General features: G+C 61.7%; 22 protein-coding genes and 1 pseudogene. 12 read left to right on the top strand and 11 right to left on the bottom strand.

Going from position 1 to position 19,921, the window contains the following annotated elements:
* Positions 1 to 3 precede the first annotated feature (3 nt).
* A complete protein-coding gene (locus N8H71_RS24650) occupies positions 4 to 444 on the bottom strand; it encodes a carboxymuconolactone decarboxylase family protein (protein WP_007955895.1) in 441 nt (146 codons plus the stop codon).
* Between the two features lie 241 nt (positions 445 to 685).
* Here N8H71_RS24650 and N8H71_RS24645 point away from each other — a divergent pair, with 241 nt between their 5' ends.
* The 4 genes and pseudogenes from N8H71_RS24645 to N8H71_RS24630 all read left to right on the top strand — a co-directional run bounded on the left by N8H71_RS24645 (position 686) and on the right by N8H71_RS24630 (position 5,049).
* Positions 686 to 1,192 carry a sigma-70 family RNA polymerase sigma factor gene (locus tag N8H71_RS24645; protein ID WP_262196003.1) on the top strand — a complete coding sequence of 169 codons (507 nt, stop codon included), beginning with the start codon at positions 686 to 688 and terminating at the stop codon, positions 1,190 to 1,192.
* Positions 1,192 to 2,151 carry a FecR domain-containing protein gene (locus tag N8H71_RS24640; protein WP_262196002.1) on the top strand — a complete coding sequence of 320 codons (960 nt, stop codon included), beginning with the start codon at positions 1,192 to 1,194 and terminating at the stop codon, positions 2,149 to 2,151. Before N8H71_RS24645 ends, N8H71_RS24640 begins: the two co-directional genes overlap by 1 nt.
* A gap of 99 nt (positions 2,152 to 2,250) precedes the next feature.
* The gene (locus N8H71_RS24635; protein WP_262196001.1) at positions 2,251 to 4,680 is read left to right on the top strand and encodes a TonB-dependent receptor; all 2,430 of its coding nucleotides are present in this window, start codon (positions 2,251 to 2,253) and stop codon (positions 4,678 to 4,680) included.
* Between the two features lie 79 nt (positions 4,681 to 4,759).
* Positions 4,760 to 5,049: pseudogene (locus N8H71_RS24630) on the top strand (hypothetical protein).
* 60 nt (positions 5,050 to 5,109) lie between these two features.
* On the opposite strand, the gene N8H71_RS24625 reads toward N8H71_RS24630, so the two are convergent.
* From N8H71_RS24625 to N8H71_RS24615, 3 genes are all read right to left on the bottom strand, one after another.
* Complete coding sequence (locus tag N8H71_RS24625) at positions 5,110 to 6,681, bottom strand: sensor domain-containing diguanylate cyclase (protein WP_262196000.1); 1,572 nt, start codon at positions 6,679 to 6,681, stop codon at positions 5,110 to 5,112.
* A gap of 188 nt (positions 6,682 to 6,869) precedes the next feature.
* Positions 6,870 to 7,643, bottom strand: coding sequence for an aldolase (locus N8H71_RS24620; protein WP_262195999.1), 774 nt, complete (start codon positions 7,641 to 7,643; stop codon positions 6,870 to 6,872).
* Between the two features lie 31 nt (positions 7,644 to 7,674).
* On the bottom strand, positions 7,675 to 8,379 hold the full coding sequence (locus N8H71_RS24615; RefSeq protein WP_262195998.1) for a haloacid dehalogenase type II: 705 nt from the start codon (positions 8,377 to 8,379) through the stop codon (positions 7,675 to 7,677).
* 109 nt (positions 8,380 to 8,488) lie between these two features.
* Here N8H71_RS24615 and N8H71_RS24610 point away from each other — a divergent pair, with 109 nt between their 5' ends.
* On the top strand, positions 8,489 to 9,346 hold the full coding sequence (locus tag N8H71_RS24610; RefSeq protein ID WP_262195997.1) for a LysR substrate-binding domain-containing protein: 858 nt from the start codon (positions 8,489 to 8,491) through the stop codon (positions 9,344 to 9,346).
* 21 nt (positions 9,347 to 9,367) lie between these two features.
* Here the strand turns inward: N8H71_RS24610 and N8H71_RS24605 are convergent, their stop codons facing one another.
* The 4 genes from N8H71_RS24605 to N8H71_RS24590 all read right to left on the bottom strand — a co-directional run bounded on the left by N8H71_RS24605 (position 9,368) and on the right by N8H71_RS24590 (position 11,912).
* Positions 9,368 to 9,703, bottom strand: coding sequence for a hypothetical protein (locus N8H71_RS24605; RefSeq protein ID WP_262195996.1), 336 nt, complete (start codon positions 9,701 to 9,703; stop codon positions 9,368 to 9,370).
* 179 nt (positions 9,704 to 9,882) lie between these two features.
* Positions 9,883 to 10,611, bottom strand: coding sequence for an alpha/beta hydrolase (locus N8H71_RS24600; RefSeq protein ID WP_262195995.1), 729 nt, complete (start codon positions 10,609 to 10,611; stop codon positions 9,883 to 9,885).
* A gap of 3 nt (positions 10,612 to 10,614) precedes the next feature.
* Positions 10,615 to 11,112 (bottom strand): PAAR domain-containing protein, encoded by a 498-nt coding sequence (locus tag N8H71_RS24595; protein WP_011335137.1) that lies wholly within the window; start codon positions 11,110 to 11,112, stop codon positions 10,615 to 10,617.
* Positions 11,113 to 11,252: 140 nt separating this feature from the next.
* The gene (locus tag N8H71_RS24590) at positions 11,253 to 11,912 is read right to left on the bottom strand and encodes a ribonuclease T2 (RefSeq protein WP_240869108.1); all 660 of its coding nucleotides are present in this window, start codon (positions 11,910 to 11,912) and stop codon (positions 11,253 to 11,255) included.
* Positions 11,913 to 12,077: 165 nt separating this feature from the next.
* On the opposite strand from N8H71_RS24590, the gene N8H71_RS24585 reads away from it, so the two are divergent.
* Positions 12,078 to 12,560 carry a hypothetical protein gene (locus N8H71_RS24585; RefSeq protein ID WP_085608248.1) on the top strand — a complete coding sequence of 161 codons (483 nt, stop codon included), beginning with the start codon at positions 12,078 to 12,080 and terminating at the stop codon, positions 12,558 to 12,560.
* A 6-nt stretch (positions 12,561 to 12,566) separates the two neighbouring features.
* Here N8H71_RS24585 and N8H71_RS24580 read toward each other — a convergent pair whose 3' ends face one another.
* A complete protein-coding gene (locus tag N8H71_RS24580; RefSeq protein ID WP_262195994.1) occupies positions 12,567 to 13,421 on the bottom strand; it encodes a LysR family transcriptional regulator in 855 nt (284 codons plus the stop codon).
* A gap of 101 nt (positions 13,422 to 13,522) precedes the next feature.
* Here N8H71_RS24580 and N8H71_RS24575 point away from each other — a divergent pair, with 101 nt between their 5' ends.
* The 6 genes from N8H71_RS24575 (at position 13,523) to N8H71_RS24550 (ending at position 18,946) form a co-directional block, all read left to right on the top strand.
* Positions 13,523 to 14,170, top strand: a complete 648-nt coding sequence (locus N8H71_RS24575; RefSeq protein ID WP_262195993.1) for an FMN-dependent NADH-azoreductase — start codon at positions 13,523 to 13,525, stop codon at positions 14,168 to 14,170.
* Between the two features lie 84 nt (positions 14,171 to 14,254).
* Entirely contained in the window at positions 14,255 to 15,958 is a 1,704-nt protein-coding gene (locus N8H71_RS24570) for a copper resistance system multicopper oxidase (RefSeq protein WP_262195992.1), read from the top strand.
* An 11-nt stretch (positions 15,959 to 15,969) separates the two neighbouring features.
* Positions 15,970 to 16,827, top strand: coding sequence for a copper resistance protein B (locus N8H71_RS24565; protein ID WP_262195991.1), 858 nt, complete (start codon positions 15,970 to 15,972; stop codon positions 16,825 to 16,827).
* Positions 16,828 to 16,853: 26 nt separating this feature from the next.
* A complete protein-coding gene (gene copC / locus N8H71_RS24560; RefSeq protein ID WP_262195990.1) occupies positions 16,854 to 17,228 on the top strand; it encodes a copper homeostasis periplasmic binding protein CopC in 375 nt (124 codons plus the stop codon).
* 3 nt (positions 17,229 to 17,231) lie between these two features.
* Positions 17,232 to 18,095 (top strand): copper homeostasis membrane protein CopD, encoded by an 864-nt coding sequence (gene copD, locus N8H71_RS24555; RefSeq protein ID WP_262195989.1) that lies wholly within the window; start codon positions 17,232 to 17,234, stop codon positions 18,093 to 18,095.
* A gap of 59 nt (positions 18,096 to 18,154) precedes the next feature.
* Positions 18,155 to 18,946, top strand: coding sequence for a transporter substrate-binding domain-containing protein (locus N8H71_RS24550; RefSeq protein WP_262195988.1), 792 nt, complete (start codon positions 18,155 to 18,157; stop codon positions 18,944 to 18,946).
* 3 nt (positions 18,947 to 18,949) lie between these two features.
* On the opposite strand, the gene N8H71_RS24545 is transcribed toward N8H71_RS24550, so the two are convergent.
* Together N8H71_RS24545 and N8H71_RS24540 are read right to left on the bottom strand one after the other, a co-directional pair.
* Positions 18,950 to 19,159 (bottom strand): hypothetical protein, encoded by a 210-nt coding sequence (locus N8H71_RS24545; protein WP_085648165.1) that lies wholly within the window; start codon positions 19,157 to 19,159, stop codon positions 18,950 to 18,952.
* Between the two features lie 146 nt (positions 19,160 to 19,305).
* Positions 19,306 to 19,665, bottom strand: coding sequence for a DUF6124 family protein (locus N8H71_RS24540; protein ID WP_262195987.1), 360 nt, complete (start codon positions 19,663 to 19,665; stop codon positions 19,306 to 19,308).
* Positions 19,666 to 19,921: the final 256 nt, after the last annotated feature.

Here is a 19,921-nt window from a genome sequence, read left to right as displayed (position 1 = left end):
CGATCAGGCTTGCGGGGTTTTACGGAAGCCCACGGCCAGACGGTTCCAGCTGTTGATGGTGCTGATCGCGACGCTCAGATCGACCATTTCTTTGGGCGAGAACTGGGCGGCGACCACTTCGTAGTCTTCGTCCGGGGCGTGGGTCAGGCTTAGTTGGGTCAGGGTTTCGGTCCACAGCAGCGCGGCGCGTTCACGTTCGGTGAAGAACGGCGCTTCACGCCATGCGGTCACGGCGAACAACCGGCGCGGGGTTTCGCCGCCCTTGATCGCGTCGGCGGTGTGCATGTCGATGCAGAACGCGCAGCCGTTGATCTGCGAAGCACGCAGCTTGACCAGTTCGATCAGGGTCTTTTCCAGCGGCAGTTTCGAGACGGCGGTTTCCAAGGCGATCATCGCTTTCAGGGCATCTGGGGACGCGGTGTAGAAATCGATACGAGGTTTCATGGCGACTCTCCGGGGCAAGTGAATGTGTGGCTACGTTAGTCCCGGGGCCGGGTCAGGCAAATAGCCAATCTCCCGAAAGTCGGGTAGGCCATTGCATTGGCGTTAGAAAAGAAAGTGTTGCGGGACAATTGCCAGCGCTCGTTCTGTGCCACTAGAATGCGATCAATTCTTAATTGCACAGTTTTCGCACTCACGACCGCACCCCCTGGCAACGGACGCCCGAAACGAGTATCTGCCCTTCATGTCGTCCCTCGATCAGCCGTTGAATCAGCAAGTCCAGACGCTCTACAGCGAACACCACGGGTGGCTGCAGGGCTGGCTGCAGCGCAAGTTGGGCAATCGCTGCGATGCGGCCGACCTGGCGCACGATACGTTCCTGCGACTGCTTACCCGTCAGGTGATCAAACCGCTGGGCAACGAACCACGAGCACTGCTGACGCACATCGCCAAGGGTCTGGTGATCGACCGCTGGCGCCGCCAGGACCTGGAGCGCGCGTACCTGGAAACCATCGCGCACCTGCCCGCCGCCGAAGTGCCGTCGCCGGAAACCCGCTACCTGATTCTCGAAACCCTGTGGCGCATCGAAGCGCTGCTGCGCGAACTGCCGGAACAGACCCGCGAGACCTTCCTGTTGTCGCAGATCGAAGGCCTGACCTACGCGCAGATCGCCACGCGCCTGAGTGTTTCGCTGATCACCGTCAAACGGCACATGCGTGCCGCGTTCATTGCCTGCCTGAGTGTCGCCTGATGAATTCGTCGATGATCAATCCGCAGATTCTCGGCGAAGCCGCCGACTGGCTGGTGCAACTGCATTCCGGCACCGCGACCCCGTCCGATCATCAGGCCATCGCCCAATGGCGCACCCGCAGCGCCGAGCACGCCATCGCCTGGCAACGGGCCGAAGCGCTGCTGGGGGATCTGCGCAGCGTGCCGGCCAACGTCGCGATCCAGACCTTGAAACGCGCGTCCCGCAAGGAAGGCCTGAGCCGTCGCCAGACCCTCACCCGCCTCGGCTTGCTGTTGATGGCCGGGCCGTTGGGCATCGCCTCGCAACATGTGCCGTGGCAGCAATGGACCGCCGACCAGCGCAGTGCCGTCGGCGAACAAAAGAACCTGCAATTGCCGGACGGCACTCAACTGGTGCTCAACACCGACAGCGCCGTGGACATCGCTTTCAGCCCGGTGGAACGCCGCGTCCTGCTGCTCAACGGCGAAGTGCTGATCAACACCGCCGCAGACGCCAGCGCTCGTCCGTTCATTGTCGAAACGCCGCAAGGTGCAGCCCGCGCGCTGGGCACGCGATTCTGCGTGCGCACCGAGGGTTCGCGCAGTCAGGTGTCGGTGCTCGACGGCCAGGTTCAGATCACCCCGCAATTGCTCACACAAAGTGCGACTCTCAAGGCCGGCGAGCGGCAGCGCTTCAAGCTCAACGGCTTCGACAGCGCCGAAACCTTCGACACCGCGTCTCTGGCCTGGGACAAAGGCATGCTGCTGGCCAGCAACATGCGCCTGGACGAATTGCTCGGCGAACTGAGCCGCTATCGCCGGGGCGTGCTGCGCTGCCATCCGGACGTGGCGGCGATGCGCGTGTCCGGAGCGTTTTCCCTGCGCGACACCGACGCCAGCCTGCGTCTGCTCAGCGACACCCTGCCGCTGAACATCAACAGCCTGACCCGCTATTGGCTGTCGGTGGAACCGCGTGTCTGAGCCCTCGGAAAATATTTTCAATATTCGCTGATACCTTTTCGCGACTCGTCCGGTGAGTGGATAGACCTCTCAATTCCACGCCCCCGACAGGAACACCGAATGACCGCAATGCCATCGCCCCGTCCTACCACTTTTGCGCTCAAAGCCCTGAACCTGAGCCTGGCCCTGGCCTTCAGCGCACTGCTGCCGACCGCCGCCCACGCCGCCGACAGCGTCAGTGAAAGCGCCAGCCGCAGCGTCAACATCGGCCCCGGCCTGCTCAGCCATGTGCTGGCGCAATTTGCGGTCAGCGTCGGTGTGCCGCTGTCGTTCGATCCGGCGCAACTGGGCAATCGCCAGAGCCCCGGCCTGCAAGGCAGCTATACCGCGCAGAGCGGTTTTGCCCGGTTGCTGGAAGGCAGTGGTTTCGAGCTGATCAGCACCGGCCACAACGGTTACACCGTGGCCCCGAAAGTCGCGGCGGACGGCGCGCTGGAACTCGGCGCCACCAACGTCAGCGCGCTGCACGACGACAGCGGTGACACCTACGGCGGCGAACAGGTCGCGCGCCGCGCGCAGGTCGGCATGCTCGGCAACCAGGAGGTCAACGACCTGCCCTTCAGCGTCACCAGCTATACCGCCAAGACCATGGCCGATCAGCAGGCCCAGACCGTCGGCGATGTGTTGCTCAACGACTCTTCGGTGCGCCAGTCCAACGGCTTCGGCAACTTCTCGCAGATGTTCATGATCCGCGGCTTGCCGCTGGCCTCCGATGACATTTCCTATAACGGCCTTTATGGCGTGCTGCCCCGGCAGATCATCGCCGTCGAAGCGCTGGACCGGGTGGAACTGTTCAAGGGCCCGAACGCGTTCGTCAACGGCGTGACCCCGAGCGGCAGCGGCATCGGTGGCGGGATCAACCTGCAACCCAAACGCGCGATGGACACTCCGACCCGCAGCGTCACCCTCGACTACAGCGCCGACGGCCGGGTCGGCGGGCATCTGGATCTGGGCCAGCGCTTTGGCGAGGACAACCGCTTCGGCGCGCGGGTCAACCTGATGCAGCGCGAAGGCGACACCGCCGTCGATGACGAAGACCAGCGCTCGTCGCTGTTCAGCGTCGGCCTGGACTATCGCGGCGATCGTCTGCGGGTCTCGACCGATTTCGGCTATCAGAAGCAAGTGATCAATCAGGGTCGCTCTGTGATCTATGTCGATTCGAGCCTGACAAAAGCCCCCAAGGTGCCGCACGCCAACGCCAGCTACGCCCAGAGCTGGAGCTATTCGCAACTCGAAGACACCTTCGGCATGGCCCGCGCCGAGTACGACCTGAACGACAACTGGACCGCCTACGTGTCCGGCGGCGCCAAGCACACCCGCGAGAACGGCGTGTACTCGTCACTGACCGTCACCGACCTCAACGGCAGCGCCCGTGGCGGCATGCTCTATTCGCCCCACGATGAAGACAATAAAAGCGCCATGGCCGGGCTCAACGGCCGCTTCGACACCGGCCCTGTCACGCACCAGTTGAACCTCGGCTGGGCGGGCATCTGGGGCGAGCAGCGCTCGGCGTTCGAAACCGTCGGCGCGGCCGGGCGCTACAGCACCAACCTGTACGACGTCACCGACAAGCCGCGTCCGGCGCCCACCTCATTTGCCAGCGACATCAACGACCCGCGCATCACCGGCAAGAACACCCTGCGCAGCGAGGCGATTTCCGACACCCTAGGCTTCGTCGATGACCGCATCCTGCTGACCCTCGGCGTGCGCCGTCAGGAACTGAAAGTCGACGGCTGGAGCACCGCCACCGGCGCCCGCACCTCCAGTTATGAAGAGTCGATCACCACCCCGGTCTACGGTCTGGTGATCAAGCCGTGGGAACACGTTTCGTTCTACGCCAACCGCATCGAAGGCCTGGCCAAGGGCCCGACGCCGCCGACCACAGCAATCAACCGCGACGAAACCTTCGCCCCGGTGCGCAGCAAGCAGATCGAAGCCGGCGTGCGCCTGGACATGGGCAGCTACGGCGCCAATCTCGGCGTCTATCGCATCGAGCAACCGTCGAGCTACACCCAGGACGGAATCTTCCGCGTAGATGGCGAGCAGACCAACAAAGGCGTGGAGCTCAACGTCTACGGCGAACCGCTCGACGGCCTGCGCCTGCTCAGCGGCGCGACCGTGATGAAGACTGAACTGGAAGGCAGCAGCAACGGCGTGAATGACGGCAACCGCGCCGTCGGGGTGCCGCGCTTCCAGTTCAACCTCGGCGCCGACTGGGACATCCCGGGCCTCGAAGGCGCCGCCCTTAGCGCGCGCATGCTGCGCACCGGCGGCCAATACCTGAACGCGGCCAACACCCAGAGCATTCCGGCGTGGAACCGCTTCGACCTCGGCTCGCGCTATGCCTTCAAGCTGGATGAAAAGCAGATCACCCTGCGGGCCAATCTGGAGAACGTCGCCAACGAAGCCTATTGGGCCTCGGCCAACGGTGGTTACCTGACTCAGGGCACGCCGCGCACGCTGAAGGTTTCGGCGACCGTGGACTTCTGACCGCTCGTCATCCGGCCGGCACCAAGGGTTCGGCGCGTCAGACCAATATCAGGTAAATCCCCCCTTCCGGAGACAGACCATGATGACGCGCAAACTCACTTCGCTGTTGCTGATCGGCCTGCTGGCCACAGGCTCGGCCGTCACGTTCGCCGCCAACGACGGCGCCGATGCCACGGGCACCAAATCCGGCTCCACCGGTGGTTCACAAATGCCGCCCGACAACACGCCGGGCTCGCCGTCCGGCGGTAGCGGCGCGGGTGGCGGCACCGGCACCAACGGCGGCGCCAGCGGTTCGGGTTCGGGAGCGGGCGGTGGCACGGTTCGGCCGGTGGCGGTACGGGCGGAGCCGGCGGTGGCACTGGCGGCTGAACGAACAAGAGCAGGTCATGGTGAAGACCATGGCCTGTGTCTGAACCCGATTGGTTTTTGTCAGCGATCCGAGCGCAGTAATTCGCCGAAGCCGACGTCCATCGACAACACGGCGGCGCGATTGCGGCCGGCGTTCTTGGCCTGATACAGCGCCGCGTCCGCGCGCTGGATGAACAGCTCCGGGCTGTCGTTGCCCAGCGGAATGAACGAATAGCATCCCAGGCTCACCGTCAGATAACCGGTCGGCGAGCCGCTGTGGGTGATGTGTTTGTCCATGACGCTGCGGCGAATCTGCCCGGCAATTGCCAACGCGCCGTTGATGTCGGTATCCGGCAGCAACACCGCGAACTCTTCACCGCCATAGCGCACCGCCAGATCGGACTTGCGCTGGCAGCAGTTTTTCACCACCTGCGCGACCTGCGTCAGGCAATGGTCGCCGGCCACATGGCCGTAGGCATCGTTGTAGCGTTTGAAGAAGTCGATATCGAGCATGATCAGGCTGACCGGGCTCGACTGCCGCGCGCCCCGGGCAAACTCCACTTCCAGCGAACGCTCGAACAGGCGCCGGTTGGCCAGCCCGGTCAAGCTGTCGTGGGTGGCGATCTGCTCTAGCGCCCGCTGGGCCTTGCGCAGGTTTTTCTCGATCCGCTCGCCATCGCGCACCTGATGAATGAACACCCAGCCGAACAGCCCCACCCCGAGGATCACCAGCGCGACGACAACGCTGGACTGGAAGGCCCGGGCATGCCACCCCTCCAGAATCGTGTCCCGCGATGAAGAGGCGGACACCACCAGCGGATAACTTGCCAGCTGTCGATAACCGTACAGACGCGTGACACCGTCCACCACCGAATCGATCATCGCCGTGCCAGCAGATGCATTGGGCAACAGCTTCCCGTAGATCTCGCCCTTGGCCAGCGAGGTGCCGATCAAAGCCTCGTCGAACGGTCGGCGGGCAAGCAAGGTGCCATCGGTCAGGCCGAGGAACATGGTGCCGTTGTCGTCCAGACTGAAGCTTTTGAAGAACTGGTCGAAGTAGGACATCTTGATCCCGGCCAGCAACACGCCCTGGAAATGACCGGCATGGTCGTTAACCCGTTTCGAGATCGGGATGATCCACTCGCCATTCTCACGGCTGCGGATCGCCGGGCCTATGTGCGCCACGCTCGACACGTTCTGCTGGTGAAACTTGAAGTACTCGCGATCCGCCACGCCATTGCCGCGCGGCAGATCCGGGAACGAGGTAATCACCCACTGGCCATCCCGATCGAACAGAAACAGCCCGTGCAACTGCTCAAGTTGCTGCACCCGCCGGGCGAAGGTTTTTTGCAGACGCGGCTTCTGCGTCGTGCCGTAGCCATCGTCCTGAATCCAGTCGACGAGGCTGGTCATGACCAGATCGGCCGCTTGAAAGGTGTCTTCGGCCTGCTGCGCCATGGCCCGGGTCAGGTTCGCCGACGACATCTGCGCACTCGCCAGATCCTGACGCCGCGACTGCTCGATCTGCAAATACAGCAAACCGGACAGGCTCAGACACACCGCAACAATGAACAGCACCGCCGCCTTGCGCAGGGGCAAACGCTTGAGGGTGCCGCCGGGGGCCTGATGCGGATCGTGAATGGGGATAGGCAAAAGCGTGTCCTGGGCAGGTACGACAGGGGCAAAGGCCCGAAACCCTTGTTTTTTGTGAGCGTAGCCCACCGGGTTGTGTGGGGCAACCAAGTGCCACCGAGACAATCCCGACCCTGTTGCTATCGGCGCGCAGGGCAATTGGATGACCTGCCGAACGAATTATTTTTGCCTGCCGGTTTTTGCCCGCATCAGCCCTGACGGGCCAACCGCCGCATCGCACTGTGCAGATGCGCCCGCGCACTTTCCGGATCGCCCTCGCGCATTTGCTCGTACGCCCGTTGCGCAACCGCATGCGGCACCGATTTCAGCACCCGTTGTGTGGCCATCGCCAGCAGTTGCACCTGCGCGGCACGCTCCAGGTAATACAGATCGTCCCAGGCTTCGGCGATGGTCGGCGCCGCGACAATCACCCCGTGATTCTTCAGGAACAGAATGTCGGCCTCGCCCATGACTCCGGCGATCCGGTCGCCTTCACGCTCGTCCAGCGCCAGCCCGTTGTAATGCTCGTCCACCGCCGTGCGCCCGTAGAACTTCAACGCGGTCTGACTCAACCACAACAGCGGGGGCCCTTCCAGCAGGCACAACGCGGTCGCGTTCGGCATGTGGGTGTGGAACGCAACCTTCACCCGAGGCAGCCGCTGGTGCAGGCGCGCATGAATATAGAAAGCAGTGGCCTCCGGCTGCCCCTCGCCTTCCACCACGTTGCCGTCGAAGTCGCAAATCAGCAGGTTCTGCGCCGTCACTTCGGAAAACGCATAGCCGTACGGATTGACCAGAAACAGGTCAGTGTGGCCCGGCAACATCGCCGAAAAGTGATTGCAGATCCCCTCCTCCAGCCCGTGCAACGCCGCCAGTTGAAAGCACGCCGCCAGCTCTTGGCGGGCGGTGATGATGGCTTCGCTGTCGAGGTTCAACGCGCCGGAACGCGCAGCTCGGGCGCTGCCGGTCAGGGTATGGGCCATGGCGAAACTCCTTGATGACGGGCGAGGTTTATTACCAGCCGAGGGACGAGAACAGCGGCAGCACTTCGTCCAGGGTTTTGAGGATCGCGTCGGGCCGATAGTCCGGCAGCAACTGACGACCGGTCCCACGGTCGATCCATACACAGCGAAAATGCATGTCGCGGGCCGCCGTGTGGTCGAGCATCGGGCTGGCGCAGATGTGCACCACCTGATCGCGGCTGACGCCCAATTGCTCATGAGCGTAGTCGAACAGCCTCGGCGCCGGTTTGTAGGCGCCGGCCTGTTGCGCGGTGATCACCCGGTCGATGTGGCCACCGAGTTGAGCGACGTTGCCGGCGATGATGTCGTCATCGGTGTTGGAGACGATGCATAGCTTGAAACCCCTGGCCTTGAGCTGCGCGAGGGTCTCGACGACTTCGGGAAACGGCGGCATCTGCGGGATCGCGGTAGCCAGGCGCTGACTGTCTTCGCTGGCACTCGCCAGGCCCAGTTCTTCCAGGGCCAGTTGCAGGCCGAGGGTGCTGAGTTCTCGAAACGAGCGATGCGGTGGCGTCTGTTCCAGGCGATGTTCGTGGCGATCGTAGACCTCGATCAGGCGCCCGGCGTCGACCCGGTGTTCACCCTTATCGCTCAGGATCCGCTCGGCCACGGCGCGCAGGCCTTCGTCCCATTGAATCAAGGTGCCGTAGCAATCGAAGGTCAGCCATTGCGGGCGCGGTGTGTTGATCAAGGTCATGGGGCATTCCTCTGCAAGTGAGGACTTCAGCTTATGAACTCGGGGTGATAGTGTGAAATTAAATAAATAGCCAACTGTAAGTTGCCAAACAAATATCGAGACCGCCGCCATGCTGGATCTGGAACTGCTGAAAACCTTCGTCTGCGTGGTCGATGAAGGCAGCTTCACCCGCGCCGCCGAACGCGTCCACCGCACCCAATCCACGGTCAGCCAACAGGTGCGCAAACTCGAGGACCTGGTCGGCCACGCCCTGCTGTTGCGTGATCGCACCGGCCTGAACGTCAGCGTCACCGAGCACGGCGAACTGCTGATCCACTACGCCCGCCGACTACTGGCCTTGTCCGCCGAGGCCAGCGAAGCCCTGGCCAGCGATCTGGATCTGGAAATCCTGCGCATCGGCATGCCGGAAGATTTCGACGCCCGGCGTATGGCGCTGATCCTCGCCGGCTTCACCCGCAGCCACCCGCAAGCGCGGCTGGAAACCGTCAGCGGCATGAGCCTCGACTTGCGCCAACGCCTCGACAGCGGAGAAATCGACATCGCCCTGATCAAACGCGAACCCGACAGCGGCCCTGCCTGGGCGACCTGGCCGGAGCGACTGGTGTGGGTCAAGGGCGTGGAATTCGACTCATCCAGTGGCGTGTTGCCGCTGGCGTTGTTTCCCCAAGGATGCCTTTACCGACAACGGGCGATCCGCCTGCTCGACGTGGCGCAACGCCCCTGGCGCGTGGCCTTCGGCAGCCACAGCCTGACCGGCATTCAAGCGGCCGTGGCCTCGGGGCTCGGGGTTTCGGTGCTGCCGGCGTCGGCGGTGTTGCCGGAGCATCGGGTGTGCACGGACTTGCCGCCGCTGCCGCCGACGGAGCTGGCGCTAGTCAGTCGCGAGGGGGTGTTGAGTGGATTGCAACGCGGATTGGTGGAGTTTTTGCGGGGGGAATTGGGGGTGGATGCGGGGGGATTTGCCTGATCCCCCCGATTAGCGCGGAGCTCAGGGCTTGTTGACTTCGCGCAGCAGGTCTGCGACCGGGAGGTTCATGGTGTTTGAGTAGTAGGGTTTGTAGCCGTAAGCGGTGACGACGACTTTGCAGGGGATTTGTTGTTTGCCTGAGAGGAGTTGGTTGATTTCTGCCACTGACAAGGATCTTTCCGAGCTTCGGTTGCTAGAGGTCTCGGAAATGAAAGCATGGGTCAAATAAGAGTAGCCCGCCGGGGCTCCGTCTCTTTTATCCGGCGATATCAATCCAAACGCTGAAAACCGAATGGCTTTACCAACCGAGAAGTCCTGATCTTCAGCCAAAGCACAATGAAGCATGCCTGAAGCCATTCCTACCCTCTCTCCCCGACCAAAAAGATCCAAGACATCAACATTCGACTGATACCTGATTACATATAGAGACCTGTCTCTCTCAACAGACACATAGCTCAAATTCGCCGGAGGCCATACATGGTCTTTTGCACAACCAGAACAAATCACGAAAAGCAGGCAAACGAACAGTCTATACATCAGGAAAATTCCTCCATGATCGAGTCAAACAGCAGATCACCAGCAGACTTGTTTCCCGCGATACGTGCGGTAAACAGACCCAAAGCGTTTGCATGATTGGTATCCACATTCGCGTTCAGTGACGGGCCACACGTGATAAGCCATTTTTCGCCAAAGTCGGCGACCCCATCTGAAGGGTCTCTTTTGCTAGGCGTAGCCTTGATATTGACCCAGTTGGCCGCAACCGGATCAGGACGGTCAAAATAAATATCTGAGCCCAACCAGACCAAAGCGCCCTCACCCACGGGATCAAGGGTAACCAGCATCTGAACCCGGTATCCCCATTCGGACATGATCTTTGTCAGGTGCGCGCCATTCCAGCCACCGAGGCTGTGACCGACGATATATACGGGGCAGCTTTTGTAAGGGATCAGGCTTAGAACATACCGCTGAATATCTTTCTTTCCTTTGACTTCGTTGTACCCCAACCAATCCGACTTATATTTCCCATCCGTTGCCAAATCCTGAACGCGCTGATCGAAGTACTTACGTGCTTCTTGAATGTTTCCATACGGCCCTGAAAAGTAATAACTCTCCTTATCCCCAGCGCCTCCGACAAACACAACAACCGCCTTGGTACTCTCCACCGGCACAGCCTTCACACTGACATCCGTCTTGTCCGTCAGCGCATGTTCCTTGTGCAGCTTGTAATTGTTGCCTTTCTCGCACGTAACCGTTTCCGCACTCATGCTTCATTCCTCCAGAAACAGTTTGATGGTTTCAGGAAGATGCGAACTGATCGTGTGGGTAAAACCGGCGGCGTCAGACACGCCATGCTCCATCCGACCGTCCGCGCGCTGAATCATGTACGGATGATTCGGCATCGGTTCGCCGGTCGTGTCGTTCACCAACTGCAACTTGTCGGTGAAGTGCACCGGCATTGGCAGCAGGCCGCTGAAAGGGGCGTTCACCACGGTATCGCCGATGATCACGGTGCCAGATCCACCGATGACCACATTCCCATGCCCACCGGTACTGTCCAGGGTGGCGGCGTTCAGGCCATTGATAAAAACCGTCGAGGCAACGCCACCGGTAATCGGACTGCCGCACGCCGACTTGTCGGTCATTCGCGCAGCGGGCAGCCCGTCGAAATTCACATTCGGTGAACCGCTGACAATCGGGTTGGTGCCATGCCCCGGCAATGGGCAAGCGGTCGGGTCGGTCACTCGGGCAGCGGGTTTTCCGCTCATGAAAAAGCTCCTTGCAGTATCGCGTCATCATCCGTGGGGCGCGCAGCATGAACAAAGTCCTTCCATTGATCAAACCCGATTGCAAAAAAAAACAGGCGCCTGAAAAGGCGCCTGTTTTTTATGACCGGTAACCGTTCCGGTCAACGCGACGGCGGCACTCGAATATCCCCCGCCCGGCACTGGGTTTTCACGCCCTTGCCGCAGGCGCCGAATTGCAGGTCTTTGCCCATGCACACGCGCACTTCCGAGAGTTCCGGGCCGTTGCAGATCACGGCGATGCCGTCTGACGGGATGCCCGGATTGCTCTTGCGGAACAGGTCGGCAATTTCCTGCGCTTCGAAGTAATAAGAGCTACTGAATGGTTGCAGCTCTTGCGGGATGTTCACCGCCGCCACAGCCTTGTCCGCTTCGTCCAGATAGCCCATCGCGCCGAGGCCGCTGCAGGTGCCGTGCTTGCTCCATTCGTGATCGAGCAGTTTTTTGGTCGGGAACAGCGTCAGGCCTTTGGCCGTTTCGGCGGCAGACAGGTTGGTCAGCGGCGGGCAGGACTCCGGCCAGCCGCCCTTGGCGTATTGCGGCCACAGGCCATGCAGGACAAAACCGTAACCTTTGCCAGTGCATTGCGGGTCGTCCTTGTGGGTCAGGCAAAAGGTCGGCGACCAGGACAGCGTCAGCAGGTAGTAATCGAATACCCCCGCCACCGATTCCGCCTTGCTGGCGGACGACTGGCGTGCCGAACTCAGGCCGATGCTACCGACCGTCAGCGCAATCAGCGCCATAATTGTAAAAAGCTTTTTCATGTTCCCGTTCCCTGGGACGCGTGCGTCCGTGGTTTCTGTGGTCTGACCATCACTTGGCCAGACGCTGATTGAGTCATGCATGTGTTGCAAGCGCATGACGCAGGGCAAAACCTGCATTACTTTGAAAGGACTACGATGATGTTGAAATCACCACAGGGAACCGACATGAGTAAAGCAGACGAACTCGCCGCGAAACTCAAACAAACCCGGCACACCCATGCTGACGAAATCACCTGCGCCGAACTGGAGATCGATTGCTGGCCGGCTCAGGTCTACGCCTTGTATCACCGCATCGAGGGCTGGTTGCAACCGGTCACCGAGGTAGGCCTGAAGATTCGGCGAAATCCTACCCATGTTTGCGAAAGTTCGCCGGATGGCGAGACCCACGACTACGCCATCGACCAGTTGATCATCGAAGCCAACCATCACAGCCTGACGTTCGACCCCATCGCCCGTTTCACCGAGGACGGCTCGGGGCGCGTGCAAATCGTCCTGCCGGGGCGCGAAGCATCGTTGCTGCGCACGGTCGATGAACATGGCGAAAGCCATTGGTGGTTGCAGACGCTTGAGACCGGGCAACAGCTGGATGCGATTGCGTTGACGGAAAACAACCTGCTGTTGGTGGTTCAGGAAGGCCTCGGCTTGTAGGAACCGTTACTGCCGCCGCGCCGAGCAATGGTCGACGATCACTCGTGAAACCGCTTCGATCATCTGCGGGTCCGCGTGACTGGCGGTGAACAGGCGAAACTCGGCTTCCGGCAATGTCGGCAAACCCAAGTCCGTACCGAGCGCCGCCAGCCCCGGCCCCAACTGACTGGCGGCCATCGGCGCCACCGCGAATCCAGCTAACGCAGCGGCGCGCAAACCGGCAGTGCTGGTGCAAAGCATGGCGGTGCGCTGGGCGATGCCAGCCTGGGCCAGGCGAGTCAGCGCCGCTTCACGATACGGACAAGGCTCGGGGAACAGCGCCAGCGGCAACGGTGTCGGCAATTGAGCGACCGGCTGCGCCGACCACGCCCACACCAGCGGTTCCTGCCAGAGCAACAGGCCCGGCTCGCGCGTCTCGCACAACGAACCGATGACCAGCTCCAGATCGCCCTGCTTCATCTGGCTCAGTAACGTGCCGGGAATATTCACCTGCACATCGATCTGCATCCCTGGATGCTGTGCCGCGCAATCCTGCAACGCCCGCAACAGCCGTGGCTCGACAAAGTCCTCCGACACGCCAATCCGCACCCGCCCCTCAAACGGCGTGCGCGTGAGCTGCGCCCAGGCATCGCGATTCAGCGCCAGAATCGTGCGCGCGTAGGCGATCAACCGTTCGCCATCAGCCGTCAATTGCTGGGAGCGTGTGGTGCGCTTGAGCAGCGGCTTGCCGATCTGTTCTTCCAGCCGCCGCAGATGGCCGCTGACCGCCGATTGGGTCAGATGAAGTTTTTCGGCGGCACGACTGAAGCCGTCCTCGTCGACAACGGTGACAAAAGTCTTCAACAACAGGGCGTCGAACATAGTTTGATTCGTAATCAATGGATTGAATGTTTACGATTTATAGTGAGAAGACAGCTATGTTGCAATGCCTCGCCTATCCCACCCGAACGTCGAGGCCAACCGTGACCACCCTTCTGCACATCGAATGCTCTCCCCGCAAACAACGCTCAGCGTCCATGGAAGTGGCGCAGCGTTTCATCGAGCGCTATCGGCAAAATGCCCCGGATACCCATGTCAGCACGCTCGATTTATGGAGCCTGCAACTGCCGGAATTCGACGAAGACGCGATGAACGCCAAGTACGCCGGCCTGAGTGGAACGCCGCTGACGCCATCGCAACAATCGGCCTGGCGAACCCTCGAAGACCTCGCCGCCCACCTGTACCGGGCCGATGTGCTGGTGTTTTCGGTACCGCTGTGGAATTTCAGCATTCCCTACAAGCTCAAGCACTTCATCGACCTGGTGTCGCAGAAAGACATCCTCTTCAGCTTCGATCCGGAGCGCGGGTTGCGCGGTTTGCTGCAAGGCAGGCAAGCCGTTGTGACCTATGCGCGGGGGATGGATTTTTCCGCGCAGTCGAGCACGCCGGCCGAGCGTTTCGACTTTCAGAAACCGTACGTGGAAGCGTGGCTGGAATTCATCGGCGTCAGCGATGTACACGCGCTGATTGTCGAGAAAACGATCTTCGGTGAAGAAGTAGATCGTGATTCGCGGGATGCCGCCTCGCAACAGGCAAGAGACCTGGCGGACGACCTGACCCGCCGAACCTGACACAACTGTAATCCGCCCCTCAGCCAGCTGAAAGCTGCCGCTGGTTAGCCTCCCCGTCATTGGTCAAACGGGGACTTCCAGCGCATGCCTTCCACCACCTCAAGACGCACCTTCGTCAAAGGCCTCGCCGCCGGCAGTCTGCTCGGCGGCCTCGGCCTGTGGCGCACGCCGGTCTGGGCCTTGAACAGCCCCGGCCAGGTGAACGAGTTAAGCGGCACCGACTTCGAGCTGTTCATCGGCGAAACCCCGGTCAACTTCACCGGCCAACCTCGCACCGCGATGACCATCAACGGCAGCCTGCCCGGCCCGCTGCTGCGCTGGCGCGAAGGCGATACCGTGACGCTGCGGGTGCGCAACCGACTGAAGGACAGCACGTCGATCCATTGGCACGGCATTCTGCTGCCGGCCAACATGGACGGCGTGCCGGGCCTGAGTTTCAAGGGCATCGAGCCGGGTGGCGTGTACGTCTACCAGTTCAAGGTTCGCCAGCACGGCACCTACTGGTATCACAGCCATTCCGGCTTGCAGGAGCAGGCCGGCGTCTACGGGCCGCTGGTGATCGACGCCCGGGAACCGGAGCCGTTCCAGTACGACCGCGAGCATGTGGTGATGCTCAGCGACTGGACCGACGAAGACCCGGCCAGCCTGATGAAAACCCTGAAAAAGCAGTCTGACTACTACAACTTCCACAAGCGCACCGTCGGCGACTTCATCCACGATGTCGGCGAAAAAGGCTGGGGCGCCACCGTCGCCGATCGCACGATGTGGGCGCAGATGAAGATGAATCCCACCGACATCGCCGATGTCAGCGGCGCCACGTACACCTTCCTGATGAACGGCCACGCCCCGGATAACAACTGGACCGGCCTGTTCCGCCCCGGCGAAAAACTGCGGCTGCGGCTGATCAACGGCTCGGCCATGACCTACTTCGACGTGCGCATCCCCGGCTTGAAAATGACCGTGGTCGCCGCCGACGGCCTGCACGTCAAACCGGTCAGCGTCGACGAGTTGCGCATCGCCGTGGCGGAAACCTATGACGTGATCGTCGAGCCCGCCGCCGACGCCTACACCCTGTTCGCCCAGGCCATGGACCGCACCGGTTACGCCCGTGGCACCCTCGCCGCCCGCGCCGGATTGTCGGCCCCGGTGCCGGCGCTGGACCCGCGCCCGCTGGTGACCATGGACGACATGGGCATGGGCGGCATGGATCATGGCTCGATGGACATGAGCAGCATGGATCACTCGAGCATGAACATGGGCCCGATGCAGTCGCACCCCGACAGCGAAAAGGACAATCCATTGGTGGACATGCAAGCCATGACCACGGCCGCGAAACTCGACGATCCTGGCCTCGGCCTGCGCAACAACGGTCGCCGCGTGCTGACCTACGCCGACCTGCGCAGCCCCTTCGAAGACCCGGACGGCCGCGACCCGAGCCGCACCCTCGAGCTGCACCTCACCGGCCATATGGAGAAATTCGCCTGGTCGTTCAACGGCATCAAGTTCTCCGACGCCGAGCCTCTGCGTTTGAAGTACGGCGAGCGCATCCGCCTGGTGCTGGTCAACGACACGATGATGACCCACCCCATTCACCTGCACGGCATGTGGAGCGATCTGGAAGACGAAAACGGCGACTTCCAGGTGCGCAAACACACCATCGACATGCCGCCCGGCACCCGCCGCAGTTACCGCGTGACCGCCGATGCGCTCGGCCGTTGGGCCTATCACTGCCATCTCCTGTACCACATGGAAATGGGCATGTTCCGCGAAGTGCGGGTGGAAGAATGAGGACGCCGACCATGACTCGATTTGCCGCGTTTTCGTTGTCACTCCTGTCGCTGTCTTCGGCGTTCGCCACCAGTGACATGCAGGGCATGGACCACAGCCAGATGGGGGATATGCAAAGTATGGACGACGGGATGATGCAGCCCGCCGCGCCGACCGAAAGCCGCACGCTGATCCCGGCGCTGACCGACTCCGACCGCGCCGCCGTGTTCACCAGCCACGCCGGGCATCAGGTCCACGACAGCGCCATCAACACTTACTTCCTCGCCGACAAACTCGAATGGCAGGACGCCGACGACGCCAGCACCCTGGCCTGGGATTTGTCCGGCTGGATAGGCGACGACATCGATCGCCTGTGGCTGCGCTCCGAGGGCGAACGCAGCAACGGCAAGACCGAAGACGCGGAGATCCAGGCGCTGTGGGGCCACGCGATTTCGCCGTGGTGGGACGTGGTCAGCGGCGTGCGCCAGGACTTCAAACCCGGCGCCCCGCAAACCTGGGCCGCGTTCGGCCTGCAGGGCATGGCGCTGTACAACTTCGAAGCCGAAGCCACGGCATTCCTCGGCGAAAACGGCCAGAGCGCGCTGCGGCTGGAGGGTGACTACGACATCCTGCTGACCAATCGCCTGATCCTGCAGCCCACCGCCGAACTCAACGTCTACGGCAAAAACGATCCGCAACGCGGGATCGGTTCGGGCCTCGCGAACACCGAAGCCGGACTGCGTCTGCGCTATGAAATCCGCCGCGAATTCGCGCCCTACATCGGCGTGACCTGGAACCGCACCTACGGCCAAACCGCCGATTACGCACGGGAAGAAAGCGAGGATCGCAGCGAAGCGCGACTCGTCCTCGGCGTGCGGCTGTGGTTCTGAATCCCATCAAAAAACAGAGGTCTTGCATGCGCACATTGAAAATCTCCCTCGTCCTCGCCAGCGGTTTGCTTTTCAGCACCCTGGCCCAGGCCCATCCGAAACTGCTGTCGTCGACCCCGGCCGAAGGTGCCGACGACGCGGCACCCGGCAAGATCGAACTGCGTTTTTCGGAGGACCTGCTGACCCAGTTCTCCGGCGCCAAACTGGTGATGACCGAAATGCCCGGCATGGCTCATTCGCCGATGCCGATGAAGGCCAAAGTCAGCGCCGGCAGCGACCCGAAAACCATGCTCGTCACCCCGCTCTCGCCCTTGCCGGCCGGCAGCTACAAGGTCGAATGGCGCGCGGTGTCGTCGGACACGCACCCGATCACCGGCAACGTTACGTTCAAAGTGAAGTGAGCGATGGCCGAACTGATCAACATCCTCCTGCGTCTGGTGTTGTATTTGGATTTGCTGCTGTTGTTCGGGCTCGCGCTATTTGGCCTGTACAGCGTTGACGCGGTACTGCGGTTTCGGCCGATGCTGCGCGGGATGGCGTTGATCGGGGCACTGCTGTCAGTAGCGGGACTGGTGCTGATGACCCGCGCCATGAGTGGCGAAACGCAATTCGCGGCTCTGTGGCCGCACCTGCAAATGATGGTGCTGGAAACCGACGTCGGGCTGGCGTGGTCGCTGCGGATGATTGCGCTGATCACCGTGATGATCTGGCCGGGATTGTGGCAGGCATCGATCGCCGGCGCCGTCGCCCTCGCCTCTCTGGCTTGGAGCGGACACGGCGCGATGGATAACGCGTGGCATCTGCTCAGCGACATCCTGCACCTGCTCGCGGCGGGTGCGTGGCTGGGCGCGATGCTCGCGTTGATCTTGATGTCGCGGCTCAATGCACTGTGCAGCGAGGCGCGCATTCGTTCGCTGGCCGACTCCGTCAAACGCTTCGAAGGCGTCGGCGCGGCGATTGTGCTGATCCTCTCGCTAACCGGCGTGGCGAATTACCTGTACATCGTCGGCCCGACACTGGGCGAAATCCTGCTCGGCACCTACGGCATTCTGCTGGCGATCAAGGTTGTATTGTTCGGGGGCATGCTGGTGCTGGCCGCGTTGAACCGCTTTCACCTCGGGCCGTTGCTCGAACAATCGTTGCGCGCCGGGCAGCATCAAGTGGCGGCCAACGCCTTGCGCCGCAGCGTGGCATTGGAGCTGGTGATTGCGCTGTTGATCGTGGGACTGGTGGCGTGGCTGGGCACGTTGAGCCCGGAGCCGGGATGACACCCGGCAAACGCATTCACTACACTGGCCCGCACTCCCACTGCACAAGCCCGATCTCCATGACAATTCCAAAAAGCACGATGATCTTCTGCGGCCTGCTGGCCATGGCCGGCGCCGCCCAGGCACAAGAACCGGCCTCGCACCTCGACACCGTTCAGCAACAAGGCCAGTTGCGCGTCTGCACCACCGGCGACTACAAGCCCTACACCTTCAAACGCCCGGACGGCGGCTTCGAAGGCATCGACATCGCCATGGCGCAATCCCTGGCCGACAGCCTCGGCGTCAAGGTCGAATGGGTGCAGACCACCTGGAAAACCCTGATGCCGGACATGCAGGCCGGCAAATGCGACATCGGCGTCGGCGGCATCTCAGTGACCCTCGAACGCCAGAAAAAAGCCTTCTTCAGCAACACCCTCGACGTCGACGGCAAGATCCCGCTGGTGCGCTGCGCCGACCAGTCCAAATACCAGACCATCGACCAGATCAACCAGCCCAACGTGCGCCTGGTCGAACCCGCCGGCGGCACCAACGAAGCCTTCGTCCACGCCTTCCTGCCCAAGGCGCAACTGGCGTTGCACGACAACGTGACCATCTTCGAACAACTGCTCGACAACAAAGCCGACGTGATGATCACCGACGCCTCCGAAGCCCTCTACCAACAGAAACTCAAACCCGGCCTATGCGCCGTCAACCCGAGCCAGTTCATGCAATACGGCGAAAAAGCCTACCTGCTGCCGCGCGATGACATCAGCTGGAAACTCTACGTCGACCAGTGGCTGCACCTGAGCAAAGTCAACGGCAAATACCAGAAAGTCCTGAGCGAATGGATCGCCGTACCCGCGGCTCAGTGACCCTCAATCGTCATGCATCAGGCCGGAGCTGTACTGGTTGAAACTGTTACCGATATTGCTCCCGCCGAACTTCAACGTATTCACATTACGCGCCTGCGGCGACTGACAGTCGCTGGAGAAACAACTGGTGGTGGTCAAGCCACCGGAACCGGAACAGGCGCTTAGAACCGAGACGGTTGCGACGATCAACAGCGCTTTGAGTGGGTTGTTCATGGTGTGTGGCGCTCGGGTGGGATCTTGTAGAGGGATCGTAGGCCTGCGCTGGTGGCGGGAAGATGAAATTTGCGGGGTTTTCAGCGTGGGTTCAGGTTGAACCCACGCCTGACGATCAACCCTCCGCGACAGAGGGATGCCCAAACCTACTTCGGCTCGACGTTATCCAACGCCTGATTCACCGCCAAAGACCCCAGCATCACCAACTGCGCAATGCCGATGGCGGTTTTGCGGTGGACGGGTTCCAGGGTGGCGGCGAAGTTGTTGAGCATTTCGGAGGCTGACCCCAAGGATTCGCTGGCGTTGGCAAGCAGGGATTCGGTGTCGTAGGCCGGGTTGGCGAAGTACATCGGGTCATGTTGGGTGTCGCTGCCCATGATCCGTTGCTGCGGGGTGAGGTAGTGATCGAGGGCGCGCTCGGCGGCTTCGTTCAGGGTTCGTGAATCGGGGAATTTATAGGGGGAGACTGGATCGGTTTCTGGTGGGTTGGGTGTTGGTTTGAACATGGAGTAACTCCCGACGGATAAGAGGTTAGGAGCCGCCACCTTCGCTACCAAACTAGGGTGGAGGCCATACGCAGGTTGGTAGACCGGCCGTCAGGAACCCCGGCGCATCCGAAGATGCCCTGCGCATGACCACCATAAAACGAAGGCACTGAAAGCCTCCGCAAGACAGTAGTCTTGTGCTTCTGACGGAATCCGGGCTACCAAACCCGATCACTGGTTTTCAGTGACCCAGGAACGATAAAACCCCCGTGCTAGA

Origin of the sequence: Pseudomonas koreensis, from assembly GCF_025447595.1 — a bacterium.
In the GTDB taxonomy this organism is placed as follows: domain Bacteria; phylum Pseudomonadota; class Gammaproteobacteria; order Pseudomonadales; family Pseudomonadaceae; genus Aquipseudomonas; species Aquipseudomonas koreensis_H.
This window is presented reverse-complemented; position numbering and strand designations above follow the sequence as displayed.